This window comes from Flavobacterium sp. KMS (assembly GCF_000813005.1).
Classification (GTDB): domain Bacteria; phylum Bacteroidota; class Bacteroidia; order Flavobacteriales; family Flavobacteriaceae; genus Flavobacterium.
Genome location: NZ_JSYP01000001.1, coordinates 608,859 through 628,979, shown reverse-complemented (window position 1 = coordinate 628,979; position 20,121 = coordinate 608,859). Strand labels below are relative to the sequence as shown.

Genomic DNA, 20,121 nt, shown 5'->3' with positions numbered 1-20,121 from the left:
TCCTTTTTAAACCATGTAAGTAATGTAAGTTCATTTAAGCTGTATTTTGAGGAGACTCTAATATGAACTTATATTTCTTATATGGTTAAATTTAATACAGGTTTTATTTAACCTTTGATTGATATAAATAGAACTGTTTTTTATTTTATAATAGCCTCCTGAATTATTCTCTGAATATCTTCTCGGATTTTTCCTCTAGCTAATTTATTCTCATCATTAATAACTTCGGGATAGGTTCTATTGGATAAAAATACATAAACAATTTCTGTTTCTGGGTCAACCCAAGCTATGTTTCCAGTAAATCCGGTATGTCCAAAACTAGATGGAGAAACGCAGGCACACGTAGGACCTTTTTCGTTTATTCTTTTATCAAAACCTAAACCTCTTTGTACTCCTTTGTCAGCGTAATAACAAGTATTAAAGGCATCAAATGTTTGTTCGGAGAAATATTGTTTATTACCATAATTTCCTTTTTGTAAAAATAGCTGCATCATTTTAGCAACATCCATAGCGTTGGAGAAAATCCCAGCATGACCCGCAACTCCGCCTTCCATCGCTGCAGCCATATCGTGTACATATCCCTGAATAACCTGGTGTCTGAAATAATTATCAATTTCGGTAGGAGCAATGTTACTTCTGTCAAATCTGTCTAAAGGATTGTAAAGCGTATTGTTCATTCCGAGTGTGTTGTAAAAATTTTGCTGACTCAGTACTTCTAATTTCTTATGCGTTTTTCTTTCTAAATATTCTTTCAGGATAATAAAGGTAAAATCGCTATATCTGTATTCTTTTTTTAAGGATAAAGGACTGTCGGCAATGATTTTCATGATGGTGTCATGATAGTCATTTCTAATAAAAAGATTGTCTGCAACTTTTGTAGAAAAATCAGATTCGGCTACTCTGCGATAGTATTTAGCCGAAGGTTTCCCTTCGCTATCCAGCGTTGCTTTGTAAAACGGAATCCAAGCCTGAAGCCCTGCATAATGAGTTAGTAAATCCTTGAAGCTGATATTTTCTTTATTTGTTTTCGCGAAAAGCGGCACCATATCTTTTAATTTGGTATCCAGATTTACTTTTTCATTATCATACAATTGCATTACGTTAGGCAATGTCGAAATCATTTTTGAAATCGAAGCTACATCGTATAAATCTGAGTTTGTAACTTTTCGGGTATTATCATAGGTTTGACTACCGTATGATTTCTGGAAAATAACACTTCCTTTTCTAGCTACAAGTACCTGCATTCCCGGAGTCATTTTTCCATCAATTGCTTTTTGTGCGATAGCATCAATTTTAGATAAAATAAGCGGATTCATGCCTACATTTTCTGGCTTTGTAAAACCTAAACGATTTATTTTTTCGGTAGTTAAACCATCATTTACATTAAAAGATGTATTGATAGACACAGGTAGTTTTCCTTTGGCAGGGATGGCTCCAAATAATAATTCTGCCGAAACTATCTGACTGATATCTGAGTTTTGATAAGAAACTACTATTCCTTCGATATCATCAAAATTAGTGATTGGCAATAGCGAATATGGTTTTGTGAAAATATCCAAAATCACTTTATTGTGTTTTGCAATTTCTTGTAACCAAATCAGTTCAGTATCTGTGAAATTTTGTTTTTCCCAAGTTTTATTTACTTTGTGAAAACCAATAATAACAAGGTCGTATTTTTTTAATTCTTTATTTAAGCTATCTATGTTCGTGTTGGCAACTTCGGTAACTTCAGTGTATTTTTTTAAAGTAGTAACAAAATCACTATTAACATCTTCTCCTAGTTTTACATACGCTATCTTTTGTTCTAAATCTTTGATAGGAAGTATTTCCTTTTCATTTTTTAAAACGGTAATAGCGTTTTCGTATAATTTATAGTGCAAAGCATCATTTTGCGGCGGATTAAGCTCGTCGTATATGTTTGCCATATCGATAGGTTTGTATTTGTTTAATCCTGCTTTAAATTTATAATGCAATATTTTTTTTACCGAATGTGCCAAACGTTCCTCGGTAATAACACCTTCGTTATAGGCAACTTCAAGTTTCTGGAATGCTACAGGAACATTTTCTGAACAAAGCAAAATGTCATTTCCTGCAAGTAGTACGGCAATTTCCAGATCCCCAGGACCTTTAAAATTACTTGCGCCTTTCATCGCTAAACCGTCTGTAAAAATTAAACCTTCAAAGCCTAATTCTTTTTGAAGCAGATTGGTTACTACATTATAAGAAGCTGAAGATGGAAGATTTGGTGTTGGTTCCAGACTTGGAATATTAAGATGGGCAACCATAACCGATACTAAACCTTCATCGAAGATTCGTTTGTACGGATACAATTCGACCAATTCAAGTCTGTCTTTTGAGAAATTAACCAAAGGCAATGCGTGATGAGAATCTGTTGAGGTGTCTCCATGTCCAGGGAAGTGTTTTCCGGTACTAAAAACACCTTGACTTTGTACCCCTTTCATTAAGGCAATGGCTTTGTCGCTTACATTAACTTTGTCTTCGCCAAATGAACGGTTTCCGATAATAGGATTTTTAGGATTGGTGTTGATGTCAAGAACTGGAGCGAAATTAAAATGGATTCCGATTCGTTTGTTTTCATTGGCCATGTTTCTTCCAACATTTTCAATTAAACTTAAATCCTGAATTGCTCCTAAAGTCATATTCCAAGGGTAACGATAAGTTGAGTCTAATCGCATACCCAATCCCCATTCGGCATCAATCCCTACAAACAAAGGAACTTTTGCTTTAGATTGGTACTGGTTGGTTAATTTAGCCTGACGAACAGGACCTCCTTGAAAAAATATAACTCCACCTACTTTATAGTCTTGAACTAATTTATTGATTTGATTGGTATGAACAGAATCTTTATTAGAATAGGCAGAAATCATAAATAGTTGACCTATTTTTTCCTGAACCGACATTTTATTGTAAATACTATCAACCCAAGCAGTTTCTCTGTCTGAATCTTTAAAGAATGTTTTCTTTTCGGATTTATTTGGAGCTACATAAACTACTGTATCTGCTGGGGAGGTATCATTTTTTGAATCTGTAACTGTATTGTTTTTTCTGGAAACGCCACAATTGGTGATTAAAAATAAAAATGTGGCACAAAGGCTAATTTTTATAAAGTAATCTTTCATATCATTATTTTTTGGCAATTGAAAGCTAAGCTTATTTAAAAGCGTTCAATTGATTAGTTAATTAGTTTTGTTTTAAGGTGGTTTTAAAAACTTATTTTTTCGCTACTGCGTGAGCTTGTCAGGAATAATCCTAAGTAAGTTATTAAACCATTTAGCACGATTAATTCATTATCAAATACATATCCTGCAAACAATACTTTTGAATTTTCATTTATTAAATACGTGAAGAAAGGAGATAATAAACAGATAAATGGAACAAGTTTATCATTTACATTTCTTGATTTTTGGAACAATCCAAATGCATATAATCCTAATAATGGACCATAAGTGTAGGATGCAACCTTAAATATCATCCCAACTACTGAACTATCATTGATGGAATTAAAAATGATTATTACGAAGAAAATCAATGCAGAGAAACTAATATGAACCAAGTGTCTTGTACGTACTGAGTTTTTCTTATTGCTATTTTCGGCTTTGTCCATGCCTAAGAAATCGACACAAAAAGAAGTCGTTAATGCTGTTAATGCTGAATCTGTCGTAGCAAATGTTGCAGCAATAATTCCTAATAAAAATACAATTGCCGGAATTGTAGCTAAATGATTTAAGGCTATTTCTGGGAAAAGTAAATCGGTTCTTGGTTTACCTGTAATTAAATCGGTTGGGATTGCAATTCCGTTTTTGTTAGCATAAATGTATAGTAAAGCTCCAACACTTAAAAAGAAGATATTGATTATAACGAAGATTCCAGTAAAGGTAAACATGTTTTTTTGTGCTTCGCCAATGTTTTTACAGCTCAGATTTTTTTGCATTAAATCTTGATCAAGTCCTGTCATTGCTATAGTAACAAACATTCCTCCTAATATTTGTTTTATAAAATGGAATTTGCTTCCCAGAAAATCATCAAAGAAAAATATTTTAGAGTAATTACTATTCTTAACTTCTTCAAAAGCACCAATAGCACTTAAATCCATACGATCACAAATAAAATAGATGGTAAGAAAAACTGAGGTAACTAAGAAAAACGTTTGTAATGTATCTGTAATAATTATCGTTTTTAACCCTCCTCTGTAGGTATAAGAAAAAATAAGAATTAAGGACATTAATACGGTAAAGGCAAACGGAATACCATAAAAATCGAATACAAAACGCTGTAATACAATTACCACTAGGTATAATCTGAATGCTGAACTAACGGTTCTACTAATCAGGAAAATAGAAGCTGCGGTCTTATAGCTGTAAAACCCCATTCGTTGTTCTATATATCCATAAATGGAGGTTAAGTTCATTCGGTAATAAAGCGGCAATAATAACTTTGTAATTATTATAAACCCGATTGCGTTACCTAATACAAACTGAAAATATTTGAATTGTTCACCACTCGCAGCACCAACTTCTCCAGGAACAGAGATAAAAGTTACTCCAGAAAGAGCCGTTCCGATCATCCCAAAAGCAACTAAATACCATTTTGAGTTTTTATTGGCTGTAAAAAAAGCATCATTTCCATCATCCTTTCGGCTCACTCTATGCGAGATATAGAATAGTGTTCCGAAATAAATGATAATAAGAAGAAGGATAGTACTTGGTGTCATTTTATCTTTTGTGGTTTAGTATTTTATAAATTTACTTGTTGGGCGTAATTAATTTTTAACACATAGAAACATAGATTTTGTAATCTTAAAAAAGGCGTTTCACTTGTTTAAAACACACAGAGTTTGCTATGTGAAAGAAATGTATTTCTCTTTGTATTTTTTTACACATAAAATCTATGTTTCTATGTGTTAAATAAAATTTTCATGAGTTATATCCAACGTGTATAAATCTATAAAAGATTTTGATTAGTTTGGTTGTTAAATTTCCAGATTTTTATTTTCTGCCAATAAAACGGCTCTTACACTTTTGTGTTTTTTTAATAATTCGGAAGCTAGTTTCTCATCAATATGAAGTTCTTCTACAATCATTTCTACACCTCTTTGTACTAGTTTTTTGTTAGACAATTGCATGTCTATCATTTTGTTACCGTAAATTCTTCCTAGTTTAATCATAACAGATGTTGAAATCATGTTTAAGACTAGTTTTTGAGATGTTCCCGCTTTCATTCTTGTACTACCTGTAAGGAATTCTGGCCCTACAATTAGCTCTATAGGATGGTCGGCTTCTTTAGAAATAAGACTTGCGCTATTACAAGAAATACTCCCTGTAATGATATTATTTTCTCTTGCTTTTTTTAATCCACCAATCACATAAGGAGTGTTTCCTGAAGCTGCGATTCCTAAAACGACATCTAAACTCGAAATATCATAGGCAGATAAATCTCTCCAAGCCTGATCAATATCGTCTTCGGCATTTTCTACCGCTTTTCTAATGGCCGAATCACCTCCAGCTATAATACCAATAATCCAATTATCTGGAACACCAAAAGTAGGAGGACATTCAGAAGCATCAAGAATACCGATTCTTCCAGATGTACCTGCGCCTATATAAAATAGTCTTCCGCCAAGTTTCATTTTAGAAACGATAGCATCTACTAATTTCTCAATATTAGGAATTTGTTTTTCGACAATATCGGCTACTTTTTTATCTTCATTATTTATATTGGTAAGCAACTCATTTGTGCTCATTTTATCTAAATTAGAGTAAAGTGATTCACGTTCTGTATCGGGATTTATTTTTGCCATTTTATTTTGTTTTTAGCTAATTTTTTTAATTTTTTAATTTTGTTTGGAACATATTTTATGATTGGGCATCATAAAAAACAGTCCAGAATTTATTTGACAATAAATAAGGGTATGATTTAATAGATTAGGTATTTTGTGCGCATTTTTTTAAATGCTTCTAAATCCTTTTGCCAGGTCTTTCTAATTTTATCTTCAGAAATTCCACTTTCAATTTGCTGTTGCAATTTTTTTGTTCCGGCAAGTTTTGTGAAAAAAGGATTGAAGAATTTAGTTTTATCACTAGTGTTTTGATATGCTTTAATCAACCATTTTAATTCTAAACGTGTTAGTTTAGGATAAGATGTTAAATCCTCACCAAAGCATTCTTTTCCATTATAAAGTGGGTCTTTGGCTCCAAAATTTGGTTTAGGAGTAAAGCTAAAATTAGTTTTTGTTAAAAAAGGAGAACCATAAATCTGGAATTGTTTCTCGGTTCCACGCCCCATACTTACATTAGTTCCTTCAAAAAGACATAAACTTGCGTATAGGTTTATAGATTGATCATTTGGTAAGTTTGGCGATGGTTTTGCAAGCAAGCTATATTCCATTTTTCGGTTATAATCGACACAAGGAATAACGGTTAGTTTACATTGTACTTCATTTTTAAGCCATTTTTCGCCATTAATCATTTGAGCATATTCGCCGATAGTCATCCCGTGAAGCAGTGGGATAGGGTGCATACCCACAAAACTTGTAAATTCTTTTTCTAAAAGTGGCCCATCGACAATACCTCCATTAGGATTTGGTCTGTCAAGAATAATAAGCGGAATCCCATTTTCTGCGCAAGCTTCCATCACATAATGCGAAGATGAAATATAGGTGTAAAAACGTGCTCCAACATCTTGTAAATCAAATATCATAACATCGATTCCTGCTAATTGTGCTGCTTTTGGCTTTTTATTATCTCCGTAAAGAGAAATGATTGATAGTCCGGTTTTTGGATCTTTTCCGTCTACAACATGTTCGCCAGCATCGGCAGTTCCTCTAAACCCATGCTCGGGAGCAAAAATGGTTTGAACAGCAATTTTTTTTTCTAATAAAAAATCTACCAGGTGAGTTTTGTTAGTCAAAATCCCTGTTTGATTTGTAACGATTCCTACTTTTTTATCTTTTAATAAGGGTAGGTATTTTTCATAATTATCGGCTCCGGTTTTAATTGCCGGTGCGTTTAATTCCTGAGTGTTGTTTTTTGCAATTGTTTGTAATGAACTGGAATATGATGTTGTGTAAAACATTGATGCTACAATAAGAACACATTTAGCTATGAATTTTATCATTTTAAATTACAGTTTAATAGTTAGAAGGCAGAAATTGACTAAATAAAGTTAGATTATTATTTGATTGATATTCTGTATTTTTTTGATTGTTGTTGTGTGGTTTATTGTAGTAGCGTTTATCTGAGTTTTCAGATTAGAGATTTTATTTTCGTCGGTTTATTAATCGATGTCTTCGATGTCTTCGTTGTACGAAATAATAATTTTAAAATACTACCTCTGGAGTTTTCCATGACCAGAGGTAGTTTATTATTTTGTTAGTATTCAGTTTTTGAGATTCTGAATTACCAACCTGGGTTTTGTTTTAATTCTACACCTTGAGCTTTGTACAAATCAATATCGTTTGTTGGGATATTCATTAAATAATGTTTGGCTTCAAAGGTTCTTGTACTTGCAGGGTATATTTTTATATATCCGTTACCATCTACTACAACTTGTGTTCCTACAGGTGTACCTATTCTTGCTCCAAGATTTACATCTATATTTTTTGAAGTATCAAGGTAATCTCCTTTTTTCCAACGGTAAATATCCATTTGTCTAAGCGTTGTCCAGCTCATAAATTCAATCTGACGCTCACGACGTACTTCCCATATAAGAGGGTTAACAGAACCTGAGATTTGCTCTAAAGTTGCTGTTCTTCTTGGATCATTAATTTGTATTCCTCCTGCAGAAGCATTAGTTCCGTCTGTAGTTAAAGGTGCAATTCCTGCACGGGCACGTACTTTATTGATAGACATATCAAGATCAGTATTTGTAGCAGTACCAAGTTCTGCGCAAGCTTCAGCATAATTTAAATATACTTCGCTTAAAGTAAATACAGGAGCATCAGTATAATTACGTCCTCCTGTAGTAACATCGGGACCTGTTGTTGCAGGGTTGTTGTATAATTCAAACACATATCCAGACATTGAAACTAACGTAGCAGCACTAAAAGGTTTTCCTTTATAACCATAACTAGTAGGATTTACAGTTTTACCAAAACGAGGATCTCTGTTAGTAAAAGTTTTTGTAATGTCATCATCACCTGTGTATTGGCTGTTTCCTACTTGTTGTATTGGTAATCCATTTGTAGTTACATAACTATCAGCAGCCCATTTTGTTAAACCATATTGTATGGTTGATGTATTGGTATAGTTTTGAAGAGAATGCATCAATACGTTTGATAAATAACGTTTTGTAAGTATCACCTCTGTATTACCAGCCAATTCAACAGAATTGTAAAGAGATTTCCAATCTGAGTTTAATTGATAGCCACCATTATTCATCACAGCAAGTGAAGCAGTTTTTGCTTTGTTAAGATAAGTGCTTCCATCTTGACCTAAATGGTATTTTCTGTACGTTCCTTCGTAGATACAAATGTTACTTAAAGCAGCGTAAGCGGTATATTTATTTACAGTTGTATTTTTATCATCTACCGGAAGTAACAAGTCTATAGCTTCTTCCATATCTTTAATGGCCTTGTCGATAACTTCTGCTCTTTGCATTGAAGGCGAATATACAGCATCATCATTTTGAGCTAAATATTTATCGGTGTATGGAACATCTCCCATTTTTTGTACTAAACGGAAATAAGTATAGGCTCTGAAAAATTTAGCAACTCCTATGTAATGATTCTTTTTTACCTCGGCCATAGGAACGCCAGGTATTTTTTCTAGCATTAAATTACAACGACGGATCAGTGTATAATATTCATTCCAGGAATAAAGGTTAGTAGTACTTGCTGTAACTGGCATTTGATAAAAAGTAAAAGCTGATAGGTTATCATCTACTTTAAAATCACTTCCGTGATAATAAAAAGATGAAAGTCCAATTGTTGTACCGTTTCCATAGCCATAAAAAGTATCATAATTAAGCCATGAAAAAGTTTTTACGTTGTCTTCAGATTGCCAGAAGTTCTCGTTTGTAAATTTATCTGCAGGCTCATCTGTCAAGTAGTCCGAACAACCAACGGCGCTCATTGCCATTATAGTTGCTGCAAACATCAGCTGTAATTTGGATTTTATATTTGATTTTTTCATTTTAAAAATTTTGAATTGTTAGTATTAGAAAGATAGCTCAACACCAAAAGACCATGTTTTGGTAAAAGGATAAGCTCTTCCCCAGAAGATTTCTGATTCGTCAAGTTCAGGATCTACAGGAAGACGGCTATCTGCCCAAGTCACTAAGTTTTCACCCGAAGCATATATTCTTAATTTTTCTAATCCTGCTTTTTTGATGAATTCTTTTGGTAAAGAATAACCAAGAGTAACATTTTTAAGACGTAAATAAGACATATTAAGTAAGTATCTTGTTTGAGTTACGAAGTTATTCATACCATTAGTAGCACCACCAAAAGCTGTCGATTCGTTACCATAATAAGGATTTGGCCAGTAAGCTTCAGTATTATCAGGTGTCCAATAGTCAGATTGGTTTGCATACATTTGTTGAGGTGCACGATAGAAAGGTAAAACAGCATCTGAGGCAGCCCAATAATCACGTTTAGCCACCCCTTGGAAGAAACCAGAAATATCAAGTCCATAGAGTTTTCCGCCTAAAGTTACTCCGTATTTGTAACGAGGAGTTGAGTTACCAATTTTACTTAAATCTCCATGATCGTCTGCAGTTCCTGCTCCACGTGATATTACACCATCACCATTTGTATCTACATAATGTACATCACCAGGTCCGTATTTAAAATTACCAAGCATAGTTTTAGAATAATCAACACCATTTACCGTTTTACCATTATTAGTAAACACGTCACTAGATTGTAAAAGTCTATCACTTGTTAAACCCCAGATCTGACCAATTTCGTAACCATCATAATAAGGATATACACCAGGTGAAACTAAGCCTAGTAGTTTAGAAGTATTATTCCATTTTGTAACCACCGATTTAAAATCTGATAAAGCCACATCAACAAATACCGAAGCATTTTCGCTAATATTTTTATTAAAGTTCAAAGACAATTCCCATCCTCTTGTTCTCATGTTTCCTGAGTTTGTTTGAGCAGAAGTTTGACCAAATGAACCTGGAAGCGTAATACCTGGAGCAAGCATTCCTTTTGTATCACGTTGGTACCAGTCAAACGAAGCGCCAAGCATATCAAATATTCTAATATCTATACCTACATCCTTAGTATATACTTTTTCCCAAGTTAATGCTGGGTCAACGTTAGTTGGCAAATCTGTAGAAGGAGGTAATACGGCTCCACCATTTATCCACGAAGGATTTTTAGTTTTCATTATAGATAAGAAAGCATTGTTACCAATGTTTTGGTTTCCAATAGATCCCATAGATGCACGTAATTTAAGGTCGTTTAACCATCCGCGTGTACCTTCCATAAAACTTTCATTAGCAATTTTGTATCCTATAGATGCCGAAGGGAAGAATCCCCATTGTTGGTCTGTAGGGAATTTAGAAGAACCATCATAACGAGCATTTAATTCTAATAAGTAAATTCCGTTATAATCATAATTTACACGACCAAAGAAACCTGCAATAGAATAGCTTGTTACATTTGGATTCAAATCAGTATTTGTAGCTCCAGAAACAAATTGTTCTCCTACAGCAAGGTTAAATTCTGGTTTTGTTTTGTCTAAAAGTGTATTTCTTCTTGCATACGTACGAGAGAAATCTTGCCACTCTGAGTTAAAACCTCCTAAGAATTTTAAATTATGTTTGTTAAATTGCTTTTTATAGTTCGCATAAATATTAACAACATTTGTTCTTGTTTCTGCTTTTGATTGTGCTACAAAATCATTTCCTGCTTCAAGAGTTGCAGGTGTAGCTGTTTGTATTGTTGTAGCGTCGTATGGCATAGATGACCAGCTATCCCAAGCCTGAAATTTACCTCCGTTTTGTTTTCTGGAGTAATAATCAGTAACACTGCTTATCTCAGTAATTATATTAAGATCTTTTATAACTTCGGCTGTAAATTTTGCACTTAACCTGTTATTGTATTGATCATTTTCGTTCATAGACGCATTAGATAAATACCCTCCGGCAGTACGGAAATTATATCCTCTATAGGTTCCGAAGTTTGGAGTATATTGTCCCCAACGAAGTGCATAACCAAAATAACCTCCATATTTTGTATCATCAGTACCAGAACCACCATAATAGTTAAATGGCTGATCGTAAGTACTGCGAATAGTCATTACTTTGAAATCTGCTGTAAGCCAATCCGTTAATTTTGTAGTAAATCCTAAATTGATATTTGTTCTCTTTCTAGTTTCCTGATTTACTCTTAACATACCTTGTTGGTCTGTAATTGCAAACGAAGCAAAGAATGAACTTTTATCTCCCAGATTACCTTGAGCAGAGAAATTGTGAGAAGTTTGAAGCGCATCTTTTGCATACATTTCTTTATTAGCATCCCAAACTCTATAGAAATAAGGCGTACCATTTTTAATTTCCCAATCTTCACCATAAACCATTTCATTGCTAGTACGATTGTTTGCGTATTTCTCTTTCCAGGTTTTAATTCCGGCAAGTAAAGTGTTGTAATTTGCTCCAAAAAATTCTGGTGTAGAACCATCAGTACGCGTTCCTGCAGCAATTAGTCCAGGAATTTCGTCTGTAGGGTCTAAGAATTGTAATGTAGAAATCGGGTTGGTAAAAGCAGTGTTTCCGCTATAAGAAAATCTAACTTTTCCTTCTCCTGTTTTTCCTCCTTTTGTTGTAATAAGTACTACCCCAAAAGCGGCACGAGCACCATAGATAGAAGCCGAAGCTGCATCTTTAAGTACTGTCATCGTTGCTACATCATTAGGGTTGATAAGAGATAAATCTGTAGGAACTCCATCAACCAATATTAAAGGATCGTCAGAGCCGTTATCATTTACAGTTCCAGATCCACGTATGTTTATTTTTGCCATACGATTAATATTTCCTGAGTTAAAACTAACATTTACACCAGGCGTAGTACCCTGTAATGCCTTGCTTATATCAGTTAAGGGTCTGCTGCCAATAGTTTTAGCAACATCTATAGACGCAACAGCACCAGTTACGTTGGTTTTTTTCTGAGAAGAAAACCCTACGACAACTACTTCGTCTAATTTTGAAGCGGTTTCAGAAAGATCAACATTAACCTTTTGTTGTCCCTCTATTTTTACCACCTTAGTTTCAAAACCCATGTAGCTAAAGCTAAGGCTTTCTCCTGGTGATATTGCGATACTGTAGTTACCATCAAAATCAGTAGAGCTACCTTTTGCAGTTCCCTGAATAAGGACACTCACTCCAGGAATAGGAATCCCATCCGCTTTGTTTTTTACAGTTCCGGTTATTGTTTTTGTTTGCCCAAATGTTACTTGAATGAACAAAACCAACAATGAAATAAGGAATAATTTTTTCATGATAATTTGGTTTTTTTAATGGTTGTTGAGCAAATATATTTATTTATTGCATATAAATGCGTTATTTTATATTTATTTTCAAAAATTAACTAAAATAACGCAAAACAATGCAGTTTTTACGTGACAATACTCTATAAGGTCCATAGGAGATTCAAAATATGCAAACTATTGCATATACTAAGGAGTCCTCAGCTTTTGAATTGAATTATTTGATATATTTGCCCTGAATTTTTAATTTTTAAAAAATGCTGAAAGCCGAAAGACATAAATACATAATGACTAAACTCCTTGAAGAACAAAAGGTTGTTACGACGGATTTGGCTTTAGCTCTAGATCTGTCAGAAGACACTATAAGGAGAGATTTGAATGAATTAGACAGTAAGAATCTTCTTGAGAAAGTTTATGGAGGTGCTATACAGCCTACAGAAAAATCTGTTGATGTTTTTGATATTGTCATATCGGCAGAAGAAGAAAAGAAAAAAATTGTCATAAAAGCGTTGTCATTATTGCATGATGGACAGGTTATTATAATGAGCGGAGGTAGCACCAATCTTGTGTTTGCGAAGCTAATTCCTTCCGATTTAAAGGCTACAATCTATACTTATAGCTTGCCAATAGCAATGCAATTATCACAGCATCCTAATATAGATTTAATATTTATAGGTGGAAAAATGCAAAAAAACGCAATGGTTACTATTGGTATGGATGTAATCCAGGTTTTGTCTAAGATTAAAGCCGATATCTGTTTTATTGGAGCCAGTAGTATTAATGTAAAACAAGGATTAACAGAGATAGGGTATGAAGTGTCTATTGTTAAAAAAGCAATGATAGAGTCTTCTGACAGAGTAGTTTCGATGTTTTCTTCGAATAAATTAAATACTAAAATGCCACATGTTGTTTGCGAACTTAGTCAGCTCGATACTATTGTTACAAACCTTGATCCAGAAGATCCAACGCTGGAAGAATATAGAAAATCAGGAGTTTTTGTGTTGTAATTTGAGATTCAATCAGTAATTTCTGCGTTATTTTACGGTATTTTAATTTAATTTTGTTAAATAACGCAAAATAATGTATTCGTTTTGTTTTTTGTATATATTTGTTAAACTAATTTTTTAACTAAGAGATATATTATGAAAACCAATACTTCTTTGGCTTACGACATACCTGGCAAATTTGAAGAAACCCGATTTGAGAAAAATCATAATGTGATTTTTGATAATTCAATTGTAGGTTCAAAAGCAGTTGCTCAGGAAATAGCCGAATTAATACGTTCAAAACAAGCCAAGAATAAAACTTGTGTACTTGGTCTGGCAACAGGCTCATCACCTATAAAAGTATACGAAGAGTTAGTTCGAATGCACAAAGAAGATGGTCTTAGTTTTTATAATGTAGTTACTTTTAATCTGGATGAATATTATCCAATGACCAAAGAGAATCGTCAGAGCTATCATTATTTTATGCATCAGTATCTCTTTAATCATATTGATATAAAACCAGAAAATGTAAATGTTCCAGACGGAACTGTTGTTTTAGAAGAACTTAATCAATATTGTGTTGATTATGAAATGAAAATAAAAGAAGCCGGAGGGCTTGATTTTCAGCTTCTGGGAATTGGTCGTACAGGACACGTAGGATTTAATGAGCCAGGATCACACATTAATTCAGGAACCAGAATTATAACCCTAGATCATATTGCCAGAGTCGATGCTTCATCAGACTTTAATGGTATCGATAATGTTCCTAAAAGAGCAATCACAATGGGAGTTTCTACGATTCTTAGATCTAAAAGAATTGTTTTGATGGCTTGGGGACAAAATAAAGCCGAAATTATTAAGAGAACGATTCAAGGAGATATAAGCTCAGAAGTTCCTGCTACATTCTTGCAAAATCATTCTAATGCTACTTTTGTATTAGATCAGTCTTCAGCATCTGAATTAACACGATTTGAAACACCTTGGCTAGTAGGCGGATGTACCTGGACACAAGAATTAAAAAGCAAAGCAATCGTTTGGCTTTGTAGAGAAACCAAACAATCTATATTAAAACTTACCGACAGAGATTATAATAATAATGGTATGTCAGATCTTTTGGCACAAGAAGGTTCTGCTTACGATTTGAATATTAATATGTTCAATGTTTTGCAGCATACCATCACAGGTTGGCCAGGAGGAAAACCAAATACAGATGATTCACATCGCCCAGAGAGAGCCAATCCGACTAAGAAAAGAGTAATCCTTTTTAGTCCACATCCGGATGATGATGTTATCTCGATGGGAGGAACATTTTCTAAATTAATAAAACAAGGACATGATGTACATGTAGTATATCAAACTTCCGGAAATATTGCTGTTACAGATGATGAGGCATTAAAGTTTGCCGAAGTATGTAGCGATTTTGTCGGAAAAGAGATTGAAGGAGTTAATTTTTCATCGGTTATTAATTTCCTAAATAATAAGACAGAAAATCAAATTGATTCTTTAGAAGTTCGAAAATTAAAAGGACTTATAAGAAGACGTGAGTCGTACGCAGCCACAAGATATATTGGTTTAAAAGATGAGAATACCCATTTCCTGGATCTACCTTTTTATGAAACAGGACAAGTAAAGAAAAATCCGTTAGGCACTGAAGATATTGCTATCGTTAAGGATATTATTGCTAAAATAAAACCACATCAAGTATTTGCAGCAGGAGATTTAGCAGACCCACACGGGACGCATGAAGTATGTTTGAATGCGATATTTGCAGCAATGAAAGAATTAAAGTCAGAACTTTATATGAATGATTGCTGGTTATGGTTATATAGAGGAGCTTGGCACGAATGGGATATTCACGAAATAGATATGGCAGTACCATTAAGCCCATCAGAAGTATTATTGAAACGTCATGCAATTTTGTACCACCAATCTCAGAAAGACAGAGTAATGTTTCAAGGAAATGACTCAAGAGAATTCTGGGTTAGAGCCGAAGATCGTAATAAAAATACAGCCATTTTATATGATGAATTAGGATTGGCAGAATACGAAGCAATCGAAGCGTTTAAACGTTTTGATTACTAATAATTTGTGTTAGTTTAAATTAACTTGTTGGTATAATTACTCCGTCTTTTTCGCTTCTCTCGAGTCGTAAAAATTTGTTTAACACATAGAAACATAGATTTTATGTGCAAAAGAAAACAAAAAGAAATACATTTCTTTCACATAGCTACTAGCTATGTGCATTTAAAATAAGTGGAACGCCTTTTTTGAGTATACAAAACCTATGTTTCTATGTGTTAAAAATTAATTACACTAAACGAGTTAGATTAATAAAAATATAGATTTCCAACAAAGGATTATAATCCTGCAAGATTTTGTACCGCAGACCTGACGTTTTTTAAAAGAAGTTAGGTCTAATCTTGTTAACTTGCAAAGTGAAAAAACACTTTGAAATACAATAATAAAATAATAGCAATATCATATTAAATGTCTGATACTCTTCAACTACAGCAATTATCCGATTCATTAGAAGGAACTCTTTTTTATGACGAGCTTCATAAAAAATTATATGCCACTGATGCATCTGCTTATAGAATTATACCACAAGCAGTAGCAGTTCCAAAAACTGAAGAAGATATTGTTAAAATTATTCGCTTTGCAGCAAAAAATAAAATTTCAATAACGCCCAGAACAGCAGGAACTTCTTTGGCGGGGCAAACTGTAGGAAACGGAATAATTGTAGATGTATCTAAACATTTTACTAAGATTGTTGCTTTTGATGCTACTAAGAAAACCATAACAGTTCAGCCCGGAGTAATTCGCGATGAGCTGAATTTGTATTTAAAACCACACGGATTATTTTTCGGACCTAATACTTCGACCACAAATCGATGTATGATTGGCGGAATGGTAGGAAATAATTCATCAGGAACAACATCAATACGTTATGGAGTAACCCGTGACAAAATAGTCGAGATAAAAGCTGTTTTAAGCGACGGAAGCATTGTTGTATTTAAGGAAATGACTTCGGAGGAATTTATAGAAAAGACAAAAGGAGATTCGCTGGAAAGTAAAATCTACAAAGCGATTTATGAAGAACTTTCGAATAAAGAAAACCAGGAAGAAATTGTAAAAGAATTTCCAAAACCTGAAATTCACAGAAGAAATACAGGATATGCAATTGATTTATTATTAAAATCAGACTTGTTTTCGGGTACAGAAAACACAATAAATTTAGGAAAGCTACTTTGCGGAAGTGAAGGAACTTTGGCATTTACCACAGAAATCACACTGAAAGTAGATGATTTGCCACCAACAAATAATGTTATGGTTGTGGCACATTTTCATACTATTCAAGAAAGTTTAGAAGCCGTAGTTACTGCAATGAAACATCATTTGTACACTTGCGAAATGATGGATGATACAATATTAGATTGTACTAAAACCAATAGGGAACAAGCTAAAAACAGGTTTTTTATCGTGGGAGAACCTAAGGCAGTTATTATGCTCGAAGTAGGATCACACGATAGTATGGAAGATGCCGAACGACAAGCAGATGCTTTAATTAAAGATCTTGAAGAAAATAATTTTGGATATGCTTTGCCTAAAATTTATGGAACCGATATTGATAAAATAAATGACTTACGAAAAGCAGGACTTGGACTTTTAGGAAGTATTGTAGGCGATGATAAAGCTGCCGATTCTATAGAAGATACAGCGGTTGAACTAAGTGATTTGCCTAATTACATAGCCGATTTTTCTGCTATGATGGAAAGACATGGGCAAAGTGCTATTTATTACGCACATGCTGGAGCGGGAGAAATACACTTGCGTCCCGTTTTAAATTTAAAAACAAAAGAAGGATTACACCAGTTTAGAAACATTGCTACCGAAGTGGCTATTTTGGTGAAAAAATATAAAGGTTCACTAAGTGGAGAACACGGTGACGGAATTGTTCGTGGAGAGTTTTTGCCATTTATGATAGGCGAGAAGAATTACGAATTATTAAAAAGAATTAAAAGTGCTTTCGATCCACATACAATTTTGAATGTTGGAAAAATAGTGAATGCTTTTAAAATGGACGAAAACCTGCGGGTAGAATCAGGAAGAGTAGAACCAGATATTAAAACAATTCAGGATTTCTCGGATAGTATGGGGATTTTGCGTGCAGCCGAGAAATGTAACGGTTCAGGCGATTGCAGAAAGTTACCTTCGGCAGGAGGAACTTTATGTCCTAGTTATCGAGCTACGAGAAATGAAAAAGATACGACTCGCGCCAGAGCCAACGCACTGAGAGAATATTTAACCCATTCTGAGAAAGACAATAAATTTGACCACGAAGAATTATATAAAGTATTTGAGTTGTGTGTGAGCTGTAAAGCCTGCGCAAGCGAATGCCCAAGTAATGTAGATGTAGCGACTTTAAAATCGGAGTTTTTATATCAATACCAAAAAGCAAACGGATTTTCTGTTCGAAATAAAATATTTGCTATCAATTCTAAACTGAATAAACTAGGAAGCATTGCGCCTTCCATGACAAATTTTGTTGCCAATTTGGGCTTTGTTAAAAAAAGTATGGGAATTGCTTCTCAAAGACAAGTTCCATTATTAGCACCAACAACTTTTAGAAAGTGGTACGAAAAAAATAAAAAATCAACAGTAAATAGTCCTTTTGCAAATGGAGCAGTCTATCTTTTTTGTGATGAGTTTACCAATTATTATGATGTTCCAGTTGGGATAGATGCCTATGAATTGCTGACAGGATTAGGCTATGAAGTAATAATTGTGGACCACGAAGAAAGCGGAAGAGCATTTATATCTAAAGGATTCTTAGAAGAAGCACAAGAAATAGCTAATAAAAACGTAGGTATTTTTAAAGATTTAATTTCAGAAAATATACCCCTGATAGGAATCGAACCATCTGCTATTTTAACTTTTAGAGACGAATACATTCGATTGGCAAAAGACAAAGAAAGTGCTGAGAAATTATCGAAAAGCACATTTACTATCGAAGAGTTCTTTAAGAGAGAAATAACTGCAGGAAAAATTCACTCTGGACAATTTTCGGATGTAGAGAAAACTATAAAAATTCACGGACACTGTCATCAAAAATCATTAAGTACTGTCGAAGCTTCTTTCGCAATGCTAAATGTGCCTAAAAATAGTTCGGTTACTATTTATAATTCAGGTTGTTGTGGTATGGCAGGTTCATTTGGATATGAAAAAGAGCATTACGAAATAAGTATGCAAATGGGTGAGGATACTTTGTTTCCGAAAATTCGTTCAACCGAAGCAACAACTGCAATTGCAGCTGCAGGAACGAGTTGCCGTCACCAGATTTTTGACGGAACCAATAGAAAAGCAATGCATCCAGTGACGATTTTGAGGGATTGTTTGAAGTAAATTTCTCGAATCTAAATTTTATATTTTTTGAGTTTTATTAAAGAAATAAAATTGTAACAAAAAAAGTTAACCATGTAAGTGATGTAAGAAAATATAAGCATGACTAATCAGCGTAAAACTTAAATGGACTTATATCACTTACATGGTTAAAATAGTTTTATTTAATTGTGTATTACCTTTTAGCTCAAGCTTTAAAGTCAGTGAAATAAGAACTTAAAAGAAAGAAAGTTAATCATTTAACCCGTTATATTTTTTTGTCAAAATGTATCAGAAATAAAAAAGCTCATACATTTTGAAGAAAAGTTATTGCCTCTTTTTAACCAAAAGAAACCATAATTCTATGAAAAAAACAATCTACACATTACTCTTAGTATTTCTATTTTTTTCTGCCAAAGCAGCTAAGATTGACACGATACAAGTGTTTAGCGCTTCGATGAATAAAAACATACAGACGTGTGTAATAGTTCCTGATAATTATAAAAAAAGCAAGAAAAAATTCCCAGTAGTTTATCTGCTTCATGGGTATAGCGGTAATTATGCAACTTGGGTAAAAAGTTTTAAAGAGGTTGGAGAACAGGTAGATAGATATGGTTTTATAGTAATTGGTGTTGATGGGAATTATTCAAGTTGGTATTTTGATAGTCCAATAGATTCCACTTTTAAATATGAAACTTATGTTGTAAATGAGTTAGTTCCCTTTATAGATAAAAACTACAAAACGATTGCAAGTCGTGAAGGCAGAGCCATATCTGGTCTTAGTATGGGCGGACACGGAGCACTATATCTCTCGTTTAAACATCAGGATGTTTTTGGAGCAGCTGGGAGTATGAGCGGAGGAGTAGATTTTCGTCCGTTTCCTGAAAAGTGGGATATAAAAAAACGTTTAGGTTCTATAACTGAATTCCCTGAAAATTGGGAGAAAAATACAGTAGTAAATATGCTTTGATTAGTAGAAAACAATAATCTAAAACTTATTATCGATTGTGGAGTAGATGATTTTTTTATTGATGTAAATAGAGAGCTTCATACAAAGATGCTTGCCCAAAAAATTAACCATGATTATATAGAACGTCCAGGAAAACATAATATTGAATATTGGGAGAACTCCTTAAAATTTCAATTGCTGTTTTTCTATAATTTTTTTAATAATTGAGAGAGGTTCAAAGGGACAGAGATTCAAAGGTTTTCTGTAGACGCACAGTGTATACGCACAGTGTAGAGACGCACCGCAGTGCGTCTAACACAACGTAACCACAATATAATTTGTTTCAAAATAA

General features: G+C 33.7%; 10 protein-coding genes. 4 read left to right on the top strand and 6 right to left on the bottom strand.

Annotated features, from left to right (window positions below; translation table 11 throughout):
• Positions 1–140: 140 nt before the first annotated feature.
• The 6 genes from OA93_RS02570 to OA93_RS02545 all read right to left on the bottom strand — a co-directional run bounded on the left by OA93_RS02570 (position 141) and on the right by OA93_RS02545 (position 12,467).
• Positions 141–3,140: a glycoside hydrolase family 3 N-terminal domain-containing protein gene (locus tag OA93_RS02570; RefSeq protein WP_039111543.1), complete on the bottom strand. Its 3,000-nt coding sequence runs from the start codon at positions 3,138–3,140 to the stop codon at positions 141–143.
• An 83-nt stretch (positions 3,141–3,223) separates the two neighbouring features.
• Positions 3,224–4,732 carry a sodium:solute symporter gene (locus OA93_RS02565; RefSeq protein ID WP_039111542.1) on the bottom strand — a complete coding sequence of 503 codons (1,509 nt, stop codon included), beginning with the start codon at positions 4,730–4,732 and terminating at the stop codon, positions 3,224–3,226.
• Between the two features lie 258 nt (positions 4,733–4,990).
• Positions 4,991–5,818, bottom strand: coding sequence for an N-acetylmuramic acid 6-phosphate etherase (gene murQ, locus OA93_RS02560; RefSeq protein ID WP_039111541.1), 828 nt, complete (start codon positions 5,816–5,818; stop codon positions 4,991–4,993).
• Positions 5,819–5,934: 116 nt separating this feature from the next.
• On the bottom strand, positions 5,935–7,134 hold the full coding sequence (locus OA93_RS02555) for a DUF1343 domain-containing protein (protein WP_039111540.1): 1,200 nt from the start codon (positions 7,132–7,134) through the stop codon (positions 5,935–5,937).
• 281 nt (positions 7,135–7,415) lie between these two features.
• A complete protein-coding gene (locus OA93_RS02550; protein ID WP_039111539.1) occupies positions 7,416–9,149 on the bottom strand; it encodes a RagB/SusD family nutrient uptake outer membrane protein in 1,734 nt (577 codons plus the stop codon).
• Positions 9,150–9,173: 24 nt separating this feature from the next.
• Entirely contained in the window at positions 9,174–12,467 is a 3,294-nt protein-coding gene (locus OA93_RS02545) for a TonB-dependent receptor (protein WP_039111538.1), read from the bottom strand.
• Between the two features lie 245 nt (positions 12,468–12,712).
• On the opposite strand from OA93_RS02545, the gene OA93_RS02540 reads away from it, so the two are divergent.
• The 4 genes from OA93_RS02540 (at position 12,713) to OA93_RS02525 (ending at position 19,790) form a co-directional block, all read left to right on the top strand.
• Entirely contained in the window at positions 12,713–13,462 is a 750-nt protein-coding gene (locus OA93_RS02540) for a DeoR/GlpR family DNA-binding transcription regulator (RefSeq protein WP_039111537.1), read from the top strand.
• A 135-nt stretch (positions 13,463–13,597) separates the two neighbouring features.
• A complete protein-coding gene (nagB, locus tag OA93_RS02535) occupies positions 13,598–15,523 on the top strand; it encodes a glucosamine-6-phosphate deaminase (RefSeq protein ID WP_039111536.1) in 1,926 nt (641 codons plus the stop codon).
• Between the two features lie 405 nt (positions 15,524–15,928).
• Positions 15,929–18,844: an FAD-binding and (Fe-S)-binding domain-containing protein gene (locus OA93_RS02530; protein WP_039111535.1), complete on the top strand. Its 2,916-nt coding sequence runs from the start codon at positions 15,929–15,931 to the stop codon at positions 18,842–18,844.
• 340 nt (positions 18,845–19,184) lie between these two features.
• The gene (locus OA93_RS02525; protein ID WP_240474646.1) at positions 19,185–19,790 is read left to right on the top strand and encodes an alpha/beta hydrolase-fold protein; all 606 of its coding nucleotides are present in this window, start codon (positions 19,185–19,187) and stop codon (positions 19,788–19,790) included.
• Positions 19,791–20,121: the final 331 nt, after the last annotated feature.